This window comes from Sporosarcina sp. FA9, from assembly GCF_051550205.1.
GTDB lineage: Bacteria > Bacillota > Bacilli > Bacillales_A > Planococcaceae > Sporosarcina.
In genome coordinates this window covers 1,260,915-1,275,424 of sequence record NZ_CP188819.1, presented here as the reverse complement: position 1 = coordinate 1,275,424, position 14,510 = coordinate 1,260,915, and the positions used below count along the sequence as shown (strand labels likewise).

Genomic DNA, 14,510 nt, shown 5'->3' with positions numbered 1-14,510 from the left:
CCCATTTGTCACACAGGTACCCAAAATTGAACTTATATATTATTTATTTGTCGCCAAGTTCGAACCAAACCGTCTACAATCGGATCAATAACATCTTTATCTGTAAAATATCTGATATGAGATAGTGGATTCCAGCTTGTAAATAAGCCCCCAACATTAACCTTTCTATCTTCATCGACAGCTGCGTCATAATTTTCACTTACATTTTTTAAAGGATAGCCTAAAATATCATCTGTAGCATAAAAATTGATCCACTCCCCTTTTAAACCAGGATAATAATTATTTAGCTCTTTAGATGGAATATTTATAGGGCGGTTAAAATTATAATAACGTAAACTCCAAAGGGGCAATGTTGTTCCCAGCGTATAATATAAAGTTAAGGTATCCCCTTTTTCCAAGGGCGACAATGCACGTGCATTCCTTTTTTTCATTTGTAAATCATAGAAATAGTTACTTGCAATGACAGAACCCAAACTATGTGAAATGACACATAAAGGGGCATCCTTTCCGGCATCTTCAGCGAGAACTTTAAGACCATTACCAATCGTCTCATGGACCTTCTCGTAATTATGGCCCGCTGTCTCTACAGGTTGATACGCAATAAGATCCCCCACATATTTAATAACGAAATTTCGCGGAATTTTATATCTTAAACGGTTGACAATAACTGTTTCTTCAAACAAGATTTGTTGTCTTTCCGAAAAGTTTTTCGACCATAAAATTGGTTTAATAATCAAATATGAGGAAGGTTCTTCAACAAAACACTTCAATTTATTAGCGAATTTCCTGTCAATCATTGCGATCGTCTTCTTGGCATATTCTTCCGTCTGCTCACCGATTCCATGAATAATAGCTACTGCTAGCTTTTTATACACTTTACTCCTCCCAATTAAGTTTTTAGCCACATTACATAGTATTCGATATAGCATATTAAAGGGTACCTGTTCGACAAACAATCATATTTTTTTGAACTATCATGAAAGTTTCTTGCACAGATGCCCAAAACTTGAGTAAATAATATTGGACAACTACCAAACAAGGTCTCTTAACTACGTTCTAAATCCCAATCATCTTCATAAAATGAATGTATACTAACGTTCATTTTAAAAAAGGGGATTAGAAAATGTATGCCATTCATTATATTGAAAACAAAACCGAACTACTCAATGTAGCATTACGGCAAATACCTGCGGTGGATGAAAGAGTGAGGATTAAAGGTCGTAACGGAAAAGTGATAAGTGTTGAACAGATGGGAGAAAATAAATATTTTGTGTTTGTCGAGTTTGAAAAAATAGTTGAAAAGAGCAAGATAAATTTAAGGAGTATTGGGTTGAAAAGAAAATGACTTTCTATTGACTTCGTGCATTGTGACAATTCAAAAAAGGGTACCCATACAAGAAATACTTACCATAAATGAAACGTAGAACCATCAATGACTTCCACATCATCTCTAGCTTTAATCTCTTCCATTAAACGAAATAAGGCTTCGTCTTTTCTTTTCGCTTCAATCATACAATCAATTTGTGGAATACCGCCCTTTATTCCATTTAAGAAATTAAAAAACAGTTCGATGTCAATAAAATCTGCATGATGCCGGTATTCTTTTTCACTTTTCGGACTTGAAATATGCATCTTTATTGTTTGAAGGGAACTTTTTAAGGACCTCTTTCTTCATGGAATTAATGAGGACAAACTGATCTGGGTGAAAATCAATTCTCATTTCGTGTTCTTGAGCAAAATCTCCAATTTCTCGCAATTGTTTTTGCAAGGGTCTCAGATAATACCAATCAAGAAGTTCAGTATGGTTGGCCAGAGGGACTATCCGTGAAGTTAAACGATAAAAGTTAATTTCGGACGCTGCATTATGCCTTAGTATTCTTAGCGTATTGTCTAAATTTGAATGCGAAATACGCTCCAACTTGCGAATAGCAGCTTCCCTATCTTTAATCTTTTGAAATTGTGCAAATGTCATGGTTTGGGAGGGAGATGCGTTTTTCAATTTCATACTCATTGCCACATACCCTAAACGAACAATTGTTATTTTTCCACCCCAATCACACGTAATTATGGATTCAATCTTCGACTACCATTCCAATACTGAACCTGAGATGCGTTTGACACCCCGGATAGAAGCTACTTCTTCAATAAGTTTCAACATAGCAAGATTCTTTTGCTTTGCTTCAATCATAATATCAAAGTCCCGATCAAGCTCCTTTGCCATTTTCAAGAAAGGGAAGATAAAATCAAAAGATACAAAATCGGCATGGGAACGAAATGCTTGATCTGTTTTTGGTGAAGAAAGATGGACTTTTGGTACTAAAGAAACGCTTGACCATGTATTAAATATGCGCGGTAAATAATCTGAGAGAATAACCTCCCCAACATTCGCCATATAATGGTGATAATCGAGAACCATAGGGATATTTTCTTTTTCACAAACAATAAGTGTTTCTTCTACATTGTAGGTTTTATCATCATTTTCAAGCGACATTTGTTTTTTTATTTTTACGGGTAACGTTTTAAGATTTTCATGGAAACGCTTCAAAGCACTTTCTTTATCCCCATATGCACCGCCAATATGGATATTAATAATACCATTTTCAAGTGCATTCATTACTTCAAGCATTTTATAATGGTATTTCATATTCACCACTGCATTCCTAGTTACTTCTTCCCGCGGACTTGTAAAAAGTGTGAATTGGTTTGGATGAAAACTTGGTCGTATATTGAACTGTTGAATTAGCTGGCCCAATTCTTCCCACTCGATTTTGAACGGAGTAACGAAGTCCCACATTGCTTCCGGATGGGTTGCCAAGGGAACGATCGTACTTGAAAACCGGTATAGTGCTATTTCATGAGCGATATTATAATATAAAATTCGTTTCGCATTTTGTAAGTTTTGGGCTGTTACAGATTTGAGCTTTTCCATTCGTTCGCTTTTAGAAAGTGTTTTATAGCGAGTAAAAGTTAATGTTTTAGAAGGGCTTGCATCCCACAATCCTAAAGCATTGGCTACATATCCAAAACGAATCTTCATCGACTTTTCTCCTTATCCCGGGTACCATAAGTACTAGATATCGTTCCCTAAATTACTTTTTAGATACGATAATTGAAAGATGCCTATGCGACAAAAAAATAGGTATGCAAAATTCAAAAAAGACATGCATGGCTAAACCGGCATGTCCACATCCAATTCATTTGCCTACCTTACTTTTTGTCGCCCTTCCTTTTAAACTTTTGCCAAAACCTTTTTTTGTCTTTATGATCCTCAAGAATAGCCCAAATAACGAATGCACTCACAGCAATCAAACCAAGATAAACAAGCAATTCCGTGTATGTAAATAATAGAAGATAATCCCATATAGAATTCCCTCGAACAAACACATCATACGAATCGGCATTTCGATAGCTAATCGGTAGTTTGTCCCCTATGCCATATTGCGGATAGGTGTGCCCGGTTACGTCTTTGGCCATTTCAATCGTTCTGCCCGCATGATCTTTATAAGAGATGGTTAATTCCCGAATCGAGTCTTCGTATTTCCGATAGGTCGTATACTCGAATCGGTCAACGACAGTAGCTTCCGTTTTTGTCTTTCCGAATGGCTGCACTGTTCGAATCAGGTTCACTACAAAATTCTTGGCAATGAATAGAAAAATTACAATGACAATACCTGCATTTCTCCAAGCCCTTTGTCTTGAATCTACTTTATTCTTTCGCTTCTTTTTCCTTTTTCTTCTCCTTTTTTCAAATCGCTTAGAAGATACGTTCTTTTCTAAACGCTCCAAAGCGGGAATGGAGAAGAAAAAGGCCACGAATAAACAGAAGGCGATAAACGCAAAAACAAAAATAGCAATCAAGTAATTGAGGCCATCAATGAGGATATCGCGCAGTGTCGAAAAAGTTGTAGCGCCAGTCAAATATCCTTTAATCGTATCTCCAATTTCAAGGTTCTCTATCTGACTTTTGGAGACACGGTTGCGATTTTTAATCTCTTCTCCGCCGGTAAGTTCGACCCAAACAAAATAGGTAGGAGGGGTGAATAACCCTTTGCTTGCTGTTTTTTCAATGACTGTCGCTTCTGCTGATCGAATTGAAGTTAAATTGTACTCATCTAGATAGGCATCGATCATTATCCAAGTGAAAAGGCTGAAAAATAATCCTAAAACTAATAGCCCAGCTAATTCTTTAATATTTGTCATAATTTCCCCCATAACCATCCTTACAACACCATAACAAACAGACGTTAAAATACAAACGTAAAAAAAAGATATCTAATTTCGGGGTACCTGTGCAAGAAACAACGACAAACAATTCAACCAATTGTATATACATAAAAACCGACTTCTCCTGAATTGGAAAAATCGGTTTTAATATATATATCACGCAAAATGTGTAAGTATACTCTTTTATATGCTAAAGCAATTAATGACGTCAACAACGTCTACCTAACTTTTCCATAAAAAAGGAATACAAAGGTTCAAAGAATTATGCCGAATCTCTTTCTGCGTGTGCATAAAGTATAACGACTTTCACCAGTAGAACAGTGACTTAATAACATTAAGAATATACTTTCATTTTATCAAAACCCAATGTATATCGAAAATTCATCGAAAAAGATAACTTTTAATTTGGTTTATCGACACCTGTAAAACTTTTTTATTTTATCGCTTCTGATCACTTTTAAAGTTCTTATTCATAAGCTTAATTCTTCTATCTTCTTCATCTTTGGTTTCGATAATTGTTTTGACTTGCTTTGATTCTTTATTTGCAAATGACACCATTCTTTTTTCTTCTTCTTCCATAATCGGTTTTGCAAAAGCAACAAAGTTTTCAATATCCTGCGGATCAGGAAACTCTTTTATTTGCGCTTCACCTAATAACCGCATGTACTCATTTTTTACTTCCTTCTTTATAATTAAAGGTGGTAAATTGTTTTCCAGTAATGAATAGTTCATAATCATCCTACCTGTTCTTCCATTTCCATCAGAAAAGGGATGAATTTTTTCAAACTGGATATGAGTTTCTAAGATAATTTTTAATAAATCATCTTTTGTCTTAGCTTCTTCCAGACGATAATTCAAATTTCCAATTAACTGATCCATTAATTGTGGTACTTGTTCAGGTGATCCCGTCGAGAATTCTACCCCTTTTATATAATTATCCTCAGTTTTAAATTGCCCTTTATCATGTTGCAGTCGATCCGTTAATTTTTCATGTATCTCTTTTATGATAGATACTGATAAAGATTTATTATTTTCTATTGAATGCACAAGGTACTCAAATGCTTGTTGGTGATTATCTACTTCGTAAAATTCTCGTCTCGTTATGTTTGCGTTATTGGGTAGCGTATCATTCAGTATGATTGTCACTGTTTCTGGTAACGTGATTGTATTACCTTCAATTGCACTTGAATGATGTGCCAAACGAACCAAAACATCCTCTAAATATTCATATGTCAACTTTTCGATTAAGTGGCTCATTTACACCAACCCCCTTATTTCTATATTTTAATTATACCATTATTAAAATTCTGAAGGTACAAGTGCATCTTCTATATTCTTGCTTTGAATATTCACTGAGTTGATTCTAATGGCTCAATTCTATCATATTCCAGTTATCACAAAACAACTTTTTCTATAAAAATTCTATATTATTATTAATTTAACCTTTATTGAGTTTTAATCAGTTATTTACAACCGGAACTCCCTTCCTTCTTGCGCAGTTATCCATTCTTATCAACTAATGAATTCTTAAAAAGGTAAAAGACAGTCAATAAGAGAAGTGCTACAATTAACTAGAAGATTCACACAAGGAGATGAGACAATGCCGATCTACAACAAACTAGTCCGTGATCGTATCCCTGAAATCATTGCAAAGTCTGACAAAAGATTAACTTCTCGGATATTATCAGATGATGAATACTTAATTGAAATTAATAAAAAAATGCATGAGGAATTAGCTGAGTATGAAGAAGCTGTGTTAAACGAGAATTCGGAAGATGCAATTGAAGAACTTGCTGATTTGTTAGAGCTTATTCATGCAGCGGCTTCGGTTTATGATACGACGATTGAAGAGTTGGAAAAAATACGGGAAGATAAAGCTGAAAAACGCGGTGGATTTGATGAGCGTATTTTTCTGATTGAAGTACTAGATGACTGAAATTAGACTAATTACCTCTAACTTAATCGGGGTAATAAATGAAAACCTTAAAGGGAACAAGAGATTTTGTGCTAGAATAGATTACAAATAAACAGTTTATTCAACAAACGGACCAGATGATCGGAAAGGCGTATTGCAACTTTTTACGAAGTGGAACGTGTAACCAATAACCAGAAAATTATTGAAGGGGGTGTGTTTTTTGACAAAAGAAACTAATTTGCCCAAGAAACATAGTGTAGTTAGCTACATTTCTCTAATTATAGGTGTTGTTTGTTTCCTTATTGTTTTCGTAGAACCTACAAGAATAGCAAGCGTTGGTTATTTAATTGGTGATTATATAACATTTTTCCTCACTGGTGCAGGTATCATATTGTCAGTCGTTTGCTTAGTTAAAAAAACGGAGAAAAATATAATCCCAATTATTTCATTGATTCTTTCTTCTTCTTTCTTTGTGTTTTGGATGATAACTACTATCTTGTTGTTTACTGGTAAAATTCCTTTTGCTCCATAATGCTCCAATCGGGTGCGATTGGAGCATTATGGAGCAATTAATACACAAACCTTAACAAGAAAATATGGCAAGCAAAAACGCACAGACCATTATCTGTGCGTTTTTCTTTTGCTTTTTCTACTGTTAATCCATTGTTTAATACATACGCTAATTAAGTTATTAATTGGAATGCGTTTATATGTTTTCTCCCCATTAATTTCGGGTACCTGTGTATGGATAACTTTGAAGTCAGGAAGTCCTTGTTCAGACTAGAGCGCATAGTCCCTTGAATGGATTCAGTCGAGAAGGAATGAACTTCATTTTTCCCGTATTTCGGACTTGCCAGAGCGCTTGCACTTTCGCTTTTCCAAAAGGGTGACTATTCCGGATTTTCAACTGCCCCCAAATAATCATTGACGAACTCATTCCATATGTCTATTCTAAACTAATCTACAAAACGACATGAATATGTTAGTGGACCGAGGGGAGAGAATAAGAAGATACATTAGAGGTGAGTTTTGTATCCATTTCCAATGCTAACAGAGTCAATTAATTATTTATTAAGGGAGAAAAAGATGCGTAATAATGGTTGGAGTTCTTTAAAAGAAAAAATTGATTGGCCCGTGTTTCTTTTAAGTGGCGGGGCACTTGTATTATTTGTAATACTATCTTTTTTCCAAGTTGATAAGGTGACGAAATTTGTTAACCTTGGTTTCGCTTTCACAATTCGTTACTTTGGTGCTTATTGGCAACTACTTTTGCTCGCTACATTTATTGTAGGAGCCATACTAGCCTTTTCCAAGTACGGGAAAGTCCGACTTGGACTCATAAATAAGCCAGAAATGAGCTACTTCAAATGGATTGCTGTTGTTGTCACAACGGGACTTGGTGCTGGCGGTGTGTTTTGGGCTGCTGCGGAACCTATGTACTATTTTCTAGAAGTACCACCCATGCACAAAGGAATTGTAGCAGGCACGCAAGAAGCGATTGGTCCTGCGCTTGCTCAAAGTTATATGTCGTGGGGATTTACAGCGTGGGCTGTTTACGGAGCGATTAGTTCAATTATACTTATTTATGCACATAATCATAAGGGAATGCCATTAAAGCCGAGAACACTTCTCTATCCTATTTTCGGGGAACGGATCCTTGACAGTAAATGGGGAACGGCAGCCGATGTGTTTTGTATTATCGGAGCTGCGGCAGGGACAATTGGTCCAATTGGTTTTCTTGGCTTACAAGTAAGCTACGGCGTCAATTCAATCTTTCAAATTCCAGATATATTTCTAACCCAAATTATTATTATCGGTATTCTTACTACTGTCGTATTAGTGTCGACGCTGACTGGAATTAATAAAGGTATTCAGTTCCTGAGTAAAGTGAATGTCAATATGATGTTTATCATTGCAGCATTCCTATTAATATTTGGGCCTGGCTTGTTTATTATCGATACTTTTATCTCCTCTTTTGGAACGTACGTGAGTGAGTTCGTTACGATTAGTACTTTTCGTGGAGATGACGCATGGGCAGGTAATTGGATGCTATTCTTCTTTGGATGGTTTATTGGTTTCGGTCCTTTAGTTGCGCTATTTGTAGCTAGGATTTCCAGAGGGCGTACAATTAGAGAAATCTTTATAGTTGTAGCTATTGTTGCACCATTCATAACAAACTTCTGGTTTACAGTGATGGGCGGTACAGGAATATTTTATGAACTCAACAACAAGGGTTCAGTAAGTGGTCCACTAGAAGAAGGTGGGCTACCAAGTGCAATTATCGCCATTGCGGGTCAGATGCCATTAGGGTCTATTATGCCAACTATCTTTCTTCTGTTGACAACTCTGTTCGTTGTGACGACTGTTGACTCAATGTCGTACTCAATTTCTATGAGTGTAACAGGCGATGGAAATCCACCAAAAATAGTCCGTGTATTTTGGGCGGTGATTATGGCTGTTATCGCTATTATTTTAATCCGAATAGGAGAGGGTGGAATTGGCGCACTGCAATCGTTTATTGTTATCGCAGCAATCCCAATCTCCATTTTAATGCTACCAATCATATGGTATGCGCCTAAAATAGCGAAAACACTTGCCATTGAACAGGGAATTACGCGTACGGAAGGCCGAACTCAAATTAAAAAAGAGTGGATAAAATAAAATTGTTAGGTACCCCAAAATTAAAATATAAGAGAATAATGACTTATACATGTATAGGCATCCTGAGTTGTATCTAACACAGGGTGCCTTTACCTTTTCTAGGTATCTAATGGACTCAAATCTGCTAAAGATAATTGACTAACTACTTCATAACCATTTCCTTTCCCTCTAGGCTTTATAATAACAGTCTCCATATCGGATAATTGACCTAAACCTACCCCTTCTGGGAAACTGTGAGCAATGATAACCTTGTTTTTCCCCTCTTCCGGAATTTTCTCTAAAACAGACGTAAGATTATTTATTGTTGTTTGTCTATCTTTAATAGGTAAGTTGTCACTCAACCTATATATCTCAAACCAAAAAGGATTTACTTGAACGTTGCCACTTCCAAATGCCAACTGTGCTGTTTCTATTGCCCTACAAAAAGGACTTGCGGAAACAGGGTATTCAATCGGTATTTGTAAGTATCGAAGCATTTCTCCATAGTAAATAGCCTGCTTACGTCCCATTTCAGAAAGATTTCTTTGGGTTAAACAGTCTTGAAAGTTTATATAGGGTAAATCACTTCCAACAGTCGCTTCCCCATGTTTTGTATAAAATATAAATCCGCCTTTTCTAAGGGAATTTAGTAATGATTTATTCAAAACATCCTCTCCTTCCATTTAATTATCCTAGGTTACTTCTAATGTATGTTTTTTAAGATAGGTTGTTAATCGATTTAAAAAACAAACAGGAATAATTATTACCTTTTCCTGTTTGTTTGAGAATTGTTTTAGTAAAAGTTGCGAGAATCCTCCCTAATTCATTAAGGAGATGAATCGCAAGGTCTTGAACTATATGTATTAAGTTGATGGACCATATAGAATGAATAGAATGCTGAAAATGTTATACTATATGTATGAGAAAACAACACCTAGTTCACGCGAGAACCTGCGTATATAACGTCAACTATCACTTAGTCTGGTCTGTGAAATATCGGCATCCTTTATTAACGACAAAAATCGAGGAAAGGTTGAAAGAAATATGTCATGAAATTGCGAAGGACAAAGACTTTGTTTTGCAAAAGATTGAAGTCGGGGAGATGGATCATGTTCATGTATTTGTTTCGGGGCATCCCAAAATATCCCCCTCCTATATGGCGAAAATGCTAAAAGGAATTTCGGCTCGAAAGCTGTTTGTCGAGTATCCTGAACTCAAAAAAAAATGTTGGAAAGGTCGCCTATGGAATGGCAGTTATTTCTTGGAGACCATTGGATCGACTTCAGAAATCAACATTAAAAAGTATATTGATCGACAGCGGAAAGGAGTGGTTATTGATGACGGTGATGACGACATTCAAGTTTAAATTAGATCCAACCCCACAACAACGAGAACAGATTTATTACACACTGAATTTGTGTCGTTGGCTCTATAACTCTGGTCTTGAACAACGCATTATCGCCTATAAAAAACAGCGAAAAAGCCTTTCATTCTATACCCAAAAGAAAGAACTTCCAGTTCTAAAGAAAGTGTTACCTGAATTTAAAGGCGTTCATTCGCAAGTATTGCAAAATGTACTAGAAAGACTTGATAAAGCGTATCAGAACTTTTTTGAACGTGTGAAATCAGGTGGAAAGCCTGGCTTTCCACGTTTTAAAGGGCGAAATCAATACCACTCGTTTACCTACCCACAAAGCGGTTTTAAGGTTGAAGGTAAGTCTTTAATATTGTCTAAACTTGGAAAGGTACCAATCCATTGTCATCGTGACATGAAGGGTCAGATAAAAACATGCACAATTATCCATAAGAACGGACAGTTTTATGTTTGTTTTTCGTGTGAAGTCAGTATTAGAAAGCGGAAAACTACACATCGATGTGCCGTAGGAATTGATTTGGGTGTGAGACATCTCGCCATCACGTCAGACGGGGCTTTTCACGACAATCCAAAACACCTACATAAATTGGAATTCAAATTAAAGAAACAACAACGACTCGTTTCAAAGAAAAAGCGTGGTTCTAATCGTCGCAAAAAAGCAGTCTATCAACTGGCGAAACTGCATGAACACATTGCCAATAAACGAAAAGATACAGCACACAAAATAACGAGAGAGCTCGTAGACACCTATGACCTACTTGTATTTGAGGACTTGGAAATTCAAAAAATGATCAAAAATCATCAATTTGCGAAAAGCATCGTTGACAGTGCGTGGAAATAACTCATAGAATACGCCAATTACAAAGCTGAAAACGCTGGTAAACAGGTAGTACTTGTGAATCCATACAACACTTCTCAACAATGTTCAAACTGTCTGACGATTGTAAAGAAAACCCTAGCAGAGCGAGTTCATAGTTGCACTTGTGGCTATGTAGCCGACCGAGATGTCAACGCAGCACGAAACATCCTTCGGCTCGGCTTGGAACAGATTGCTTAATATCACAAGAATCATAAGGTGCGGAACGTGCCTTCGCGGAGAGTGCGGCAATGGCTGGCTCAATGAAACGAAAAACACAGCTATTTGTGTATCTGCTCGATTAGAATCCTCTAGTTAACTAAAGGGTTTCTACTTGTGTAGATGCTCGGTAATTTATTGCCGAGAGGTTCACAGTAGATAAAATAATCAATGTGTTGGATTTCTGAACTCCTTGAATGAATTTTAATTTTTCACTTAGAAAAATCTCTAACTTGTCCGTATCTTCCATTAATACTTTTAACATATAATCATATGCACTTGCCAGATGATGGCTTTCAATGACTTCGGGAAAATAGATACTAAGATCTAACACAAATGAAAATGAATCAGCTTTTATCAAAATCTGATGCTTTCTTCGTTTTATCTATTCGGTGATATTCTGATATTTGAGTTACTCGAACTGCTCTAGTATTTAATTCGTGGTAAATCCCTCTACTATCTGTAAATGAAATATATTCATCCCGCTCACTATGAATTAGCTCTTCCGCCTTTTCTTGAGACTCGACATAGATGAACCTTCTAATATAATGTTCTTCATCAAAAAAGTAAGTTACTTTGAATTCTTTCACTCTTTGGGTCTCCTTTCTCAATTGTTTTCCATCAGTATAAGTTAGTTTCATTACGCTTAAACTTGCCTCATATTTGTTCACACAAAAACAAGCCCCTTTTCTGCTAAAAGGTAGCTTGTAATTAGAGAAGGAAAATTTGTACTTATCTTTGCGTATGCTTAGCTACCTGCAAACACTTGATTTTCGCCATTTTGTTTTGCTTTATAAAGACGCATATTAGCTAAATGGAAAAGCCCGTCAAAGGTATGGAACGAATCATCTTCTGTGGAAGAAATTCCAAAACTTGCGGCTATTTTTATAGACTGCTCATTTCCAACGAAATTAGAATAAAGGGTACCTGTGTGGCAAACAATCCTGTTTGTTTAAACGTTCATGATAGTTTCTTGCACAGGTACGCTAAATTATTGTATGAATTTCACACTACAACTGTGTACAAAATTAGTTTTCATAAAAACTTCTTCACAGCTTTATCGAAATTGGAAATATAATCTTTATCCTGCTTTATTCTAAATTTATCGTATTCAATACCAGCTTTAGCCATTGCTTCTTTATTGCTAACTTTCCCAGAGTTCTGAAGAACTTCCTGGCGGTTATACTTCAAGAAGTCATCCGTTATCTCTATCCAATCTTTCATTGTCATCATTTGCTCATTTAGGGCTTGAAACTCGGCATGATCTATAAACATAATCACAATTCTATTAAGTTTATCCAGTTCTTTTTCACTTAAGTAGTTCTTCGCTACTTTTATATCACTCTTTAGGACTTTCCCATCCGGAGATGCCTTCCAAGTCGTTAATCCCATTGTGGAATGTTCGCCATCTGCTCTTGCATGAATAATTTCTGCCGCTGTTTTACCTGTTATCGCAAAATGCATTTTATTCTGTACAAAAGCATAAAACTTTCTTGTTACTTCTGCATCCGTTTGGTAATCACTACTACATTGTTCAAATACATCCGCAATTTTTTGATAAGCTCTTCGTTCAGATGCTCTAATTTCGCGAATTCTCTCTAGTAGCTCATCAAAGTAATCTTTCCCAAAAGGTCTACCATTTTTCATTAAATCATCATTTAGCACAAAGCCTTTTATTAAGTATTCTTTCAATGATTGTGTAGCCCATATTCTAAATTGTGTAGCCTTTTTTGAGTTCACACGATAGCCGACAGCAATAATCGCATCGAGATTATAAAATTCAATATCTCTTTTTACATCTCTACCACCCTCATTTTGAACTGTTTCCATTATAGAAACAGTTGCAAGCTTTTTGAGTTCACCAGTTTCATAAATATTTTTCAAGTGCTTTGAGATTGCGGGTTTCTGCACATCAAATAACTCAGCCATTGTTTTTTGTGTCATCCAAAAGTTTTCTTCAGCAAAAAATACGTTAACCTTCATTTTACCTTCGTCAGTTTGATAAATAATTATTTTACTTTCATTTGATAGACTATCCAATGTTTAAGAGCCCCCTTTATAATCCCAAATGAATAAATCCTACCTGTGTGATAAACATTCATGGTTGTTTAAACTTTCACGATAGCCTTTTACATAGGTACGCGAAATTCAAGAACCATTATTTATATGACGTTCTATCGATTCTTCCATAATTAATAAACTTCGTTCTACTTCAGATAGCATTAATTCAAACAAAGGTTCGTTGTTCCCTTTATCCGCTTGCTCAAGTACTAAATAATAATCCAGTCTATCTTCTTTCCGAATGATCGCCGGTGGGTAACCCGCTTTCATAAGTATAAAATTCATACATATCCTACCGACTCTTCCGTTCCCATCTTGAAAAGGATGAATCGCTACAAATCGATGATGGAATTCGGCAGCCAGTCGTATTGGATGTACTGTCTTCAGCGAGTCCGTAAACCATTTTAGTAACTTTTCCATTTCAAACGGAACTTGAACAGCAGGTGTATAATAATGAATTTCTCCACTCGGTGTCAGAACATGATTGTCTTGTATTTTGTATGCACCTGGTACAATCTTTAATCCAGGTGACCAGGATTTTACACCTTCAAACAACATCGCGTGAAAATCTTTGATAAGTCCTTCTGAAAGATCCCGTTCCCGAATCGCATCCTGTAAGTAATCAATCGCTTCTCCGTGGTTGATCACTTCAAAATGTTCACGTAATGTTTTCCCTTTTGCAGTGAGTCCTTCACGTAGAAAAAAAGACGTTTCCTGTAATGTCATCGTGTTTCCTTCGATCCCATTCGTGTGATAGGTCCACTCTTCACGGAACTTTTGTGCAATCGTGCTCATGATGTCATTGGCAAGTGGTCGTTGATGGTCAATTCGCTCTTTTAACTCTGTAACGTTTTTAATATCCATAGCAATCCCCCCTTAATAAAGGGTACCTGTGTGACAAACAATCATGTTTTTTAAACGTTCATGAAAGTTTCTTGCACAGGTACTCGAATTTTAATTACTGTGACGACCTTATATATTTTTCGACAATTACTTGTTTCAATTGGCTGGGTGAAACCTGACCTTGTTCATATTGATTTAAAAGATTTCGTGTAAATGCGCTCGGTTTTCCACCGTCAATTGCAGCCATTCCAACTGCAAACTCTACTTGTTTTTGGCATTCTATACCTATGTTTTCATTCATAAATAACACACCACGCTTATTGATATATCCATTATATCAGCTTTCATGTATCAGAAGATAGTTCAAACCTATCATA

The 14,510-nt window shown here is 36.1% G+C and carries 18 protein-coding genes and 1 pseudogene; 7 read left to right on the top strand and 12 right to left on the bottom strand.

Annotation, left to right across the window (positions count from 1 at the left end; genetic code table 11):
* Nucleotides 1-32 precede the first annotated feature (32 nt).
* Nucleotides 33-875 (bottom strand): chemotaxis protein, encoded by an 843-nt coding sequence (locus ACP8HH_RS06195; RefSeq protein WP_438317337.1) that lies wholly within the window; start codon nt 873-875, stop codon nt 33-35.
* Nucleotides 876-1,123: 248 nt separating this feature from the next.
* Here ACP8HH_RS06195 and ACP8HH_RS06190 point away from each other — a divergent pair, with 248 nt between their 5' ends.
* Nucleotides 1,124-1,345, top strand: coding sequence for a hypothetical protein (locus ACP8HH_RS06190; protein WP_438317334.1), 222 nt, complete (start codon nt 1,124-1,126; stop codon nt 1,343-1,345).
* 59 nt (nt 1,346-1,404) lie between these two features.
* Here ACP8HH_RS06190 and ACP8HH_RS06185 read toward each other — a convergent pair.
* From ACP8HH_RS06185 to ACP8HH_RS06170, 4 genes and pseudogenes are all read right to left on the bottom strand, one after another.
* A pseudogene (locus ACP8HH_RS06185) lies at nt 1,405-2,011 on the bottom strand (hypothetical protein).
* 72 nt (nt 2,012-2,083) lie between these two features.
* Nucleotides 2,084-3,037, bottom strand: coding sequence for a UV DNA damage repair endonuclease UvsE (gene uvsE / locus ACP8HH_RS06180; RefSeq protein WP_438317332.1), 954 nt, complete (start codon nt 3,035-3,037; stop codon nt 2,084-2,086).
* Between the two features lie 170 nt (nt 3,038-3,207).
* Entirely contained in the window at nt 3,208-4,200 is a 993-nt protein-coding gene (locus ACP8HH_RS06175) for a hypothetical protein (protein ID WP_438317329.1), read from the bottom strand.
* A gap of 462 nt (nt 4,201-4,662) precedes the next feature.
* The gene (locus ACP8HH_RS06170; protein ID WP_438317326.1) at nt 4,663-5,481 is read right to left on the bottom strand and encodes a Fic family protein; all 819 of its coding nucleotides are present in this window, start codon (nt 5,479-5,481) and stop codon (nt 4,663-4,665) included.
* A gap of 343 nt (nt 5,482-5,824) precedes the next feature.
* Between ACP8HH_RS06170 and ACP8HH_RS06165 the strand changes: the two genes are divergently transcribed.
* The 3 genes from ACP8HH_RS06165 to ACP8HH_RS06155 all read left to right on the top strand — a co-directional run bounded on the left by ACP8HH_RS06165 (nt 5,825) and on the right by ACP8HH_RS06155 (nt 8,800).
* Nucleotides 5,825-6,160, top strand: coding sequence for a nucleoside triphosphate pyrophosphohydrolase (locus ACP8HH_RS06165; RefSeq protein ID WP_438317323.1), 336 nt, complete (start codon nt 5,825-5,827; stop codon nt 6,158-6,160).
* A 199-nt stretch (nt 6,161-6,359) separates the two neighbouring features.
* The gene (locus tag ACP8HH_RS06160) at nt 6,360-6,671 is read left to right on the top strand and encodes a hypothetical protein (protein WP_438317320.1); all 312 of its coding nucleotides are present in this window, start codon (nt 6,360-6,362) and stop codon (nt 6,669-6,671) included.
* A gap of 554 nt (nt 6,672-7,225) precedes the next feature.
* Nucleotides 7,226-8,800, top strand: a complete 1,575-nt coding sequence (locus tag ACP8HH_RS06155; RefSeq protein ID WP_438319053.1) for a BCCT family transporter — start codon at nt 7,226-7,228, stop codon at nt 8,798-8,800.
* A 98-nt stretch (nt 8,801-8,898) separates the two neighbouring features.
* Here the strand turns inward: ACP8HH_RS06155 and ACP8HH_RS06150 are convergent, their stop codons facing one another.
* Nucleotides 8,899-9,444 (bottom strand): histidine phosphatase family protein, encoded by a 546-nt coding sequence (locus tag ACP8HH_RS06150; RefSeq protein WP_438317318.1) that lies wholly within the window; start codon nt 9,442-9,444, stop codon nt 8,899-8,901.
* Nucleotides 9,445-9,698: 254 nt separating this feature from the next.
* On the opposite strand from ACP8HH_RS06150, the gene tnpA reads away from it, so the two are divergent.
* From tnpA to ACP8HH_RS06135, 3 genes are read left to right on the top strand one after another with little or no spacing between them, the layout of a single operon-like run.
* Nucleotides 9,699-10,145, top strand: a complete 447-nt coding sequence (tnpA, locus tag ACP8HH_RS06145) for an IS200/IS605 family transposase (protein ID WP_438317315.1) — start codon at nt 9,699-9,701, stop codon at nt 10,143-10,145.
* Nucleotides 10,117-10,995: an RNA-guided endonuclease InsQ/TnpB family protein gene (locus ACP8HH_RS06140; RefSeq protein WP_438317312.1), complete on the top strand. Its 879-nt coding sequence runs from the start codon at nt 10,117-10,119 to the stop codon at nt 10,993-10,995. The genes tnpA and ACP8HH_RS06140 overlap by 29 nt, the downstream gene beginning before the upstream one ends.
* 3 nt (nt 10,996-10,998) lie before the next feature.
* Complete coding sequence (locus ACP8HH_RS06135) at nt 10,999-11,211, top strand: zinc ribbon domain-containing protein (protein ID WP_438319051.1); 213 nt, start codon at nt 10,999-11,001, stop codon at nt 11,209-11,211.
* A 118-nt stretch (nt 11,212-11,329) separates the two neighbouring features.
* Here the strand turns inward: ACP8HH_RS06135 and ACP8HH_RS06130 are convergent, their stop codons facing one another.
* The 6 genes from ACP8HH_RS06130 to ACP8HH_RS06105 all read right to left on the bottom strand — a co-directional run bounded on the left by ACP8HH_RS06130 (nt 11,330) and on the right by ACP8HH_RS06105 (nt 14,434).
* Entirely contained in the window at nt 11,330-11,590 is a 261-nt protein-coding gene (locus tag ACP8HH_RS06130) for an Lrp/AsnC ligand binding domain-containing protein (protein WP_438317310.1), read from the bottom strand.
* Nucleotides 11,577-11,819: a hypothetical protein gene (locus ACP8HH_RS06125; protein ID WP_438317307.1), complete on the bottom strand. Its 243-nt coding sequence runs from the start codon at nt 11,817-11,819 to the stop codon at nt 11,577-11,579. Before ACP8HH_RS06125 ends, ACP8HH_RS06130 begins: the two co-directional genes overlap by 14 nt.
* A gap of 158 nt (nt 11,820-11,977) precedes the next feature.
* Complete coding sequence (locus tag ACP8HH_RS06120; RefSeq protein ID WP_438319050.1) at nt 11,978-12,172, bottom strand: diguanylate cyclase domain-containing protein; 195 nt, start codon at nt 12,170-12,172, stop codon at nt 11,978-11,980.
* Nucleotides 12,173-12,264: 92 nt separating this feature from the next.
* Nucleotides 12,265-13,269 (bottom strand): virulence RhuM family protein, encoded by a 1,005-nt coding sequence (locus ACP8HH_RS06115; protein WP_438317304.1) that lies wholly within the window; start codon nt 13,267-13,269, stop codon nt 12,265-12,267.
* 108 nt (nt 13,270-13,377) lie between these two features.
* Nucleotides 13,378-14,154, bottom strand: coding sequence for a Fic family protein (locus ACP8HH_RS06110; protein ID WP_438317302.1), 777 nt, complete (start codon nt 14,152-14,154; stop codon nt 13,378-13,380).
* Nucleotides 14,155-14,248: 94 nt separating this feature from the next.
* Nucleotides 14,249-14,434 carry an antitoxin VbhA family protein gene (locus ACP8HH_RS06105; RefSeq protein ID WP_438317299.1) on the bottom strand — a complete coding sequence of 62 codons (186 nt, stop codon included), beginning with the start codon at nt 14,432-14,434 and terminating at the stop codon, nt 14,249-14,251.
* Nucleotides 14,435-14,510: the final 76 nt, after the last annotated feature.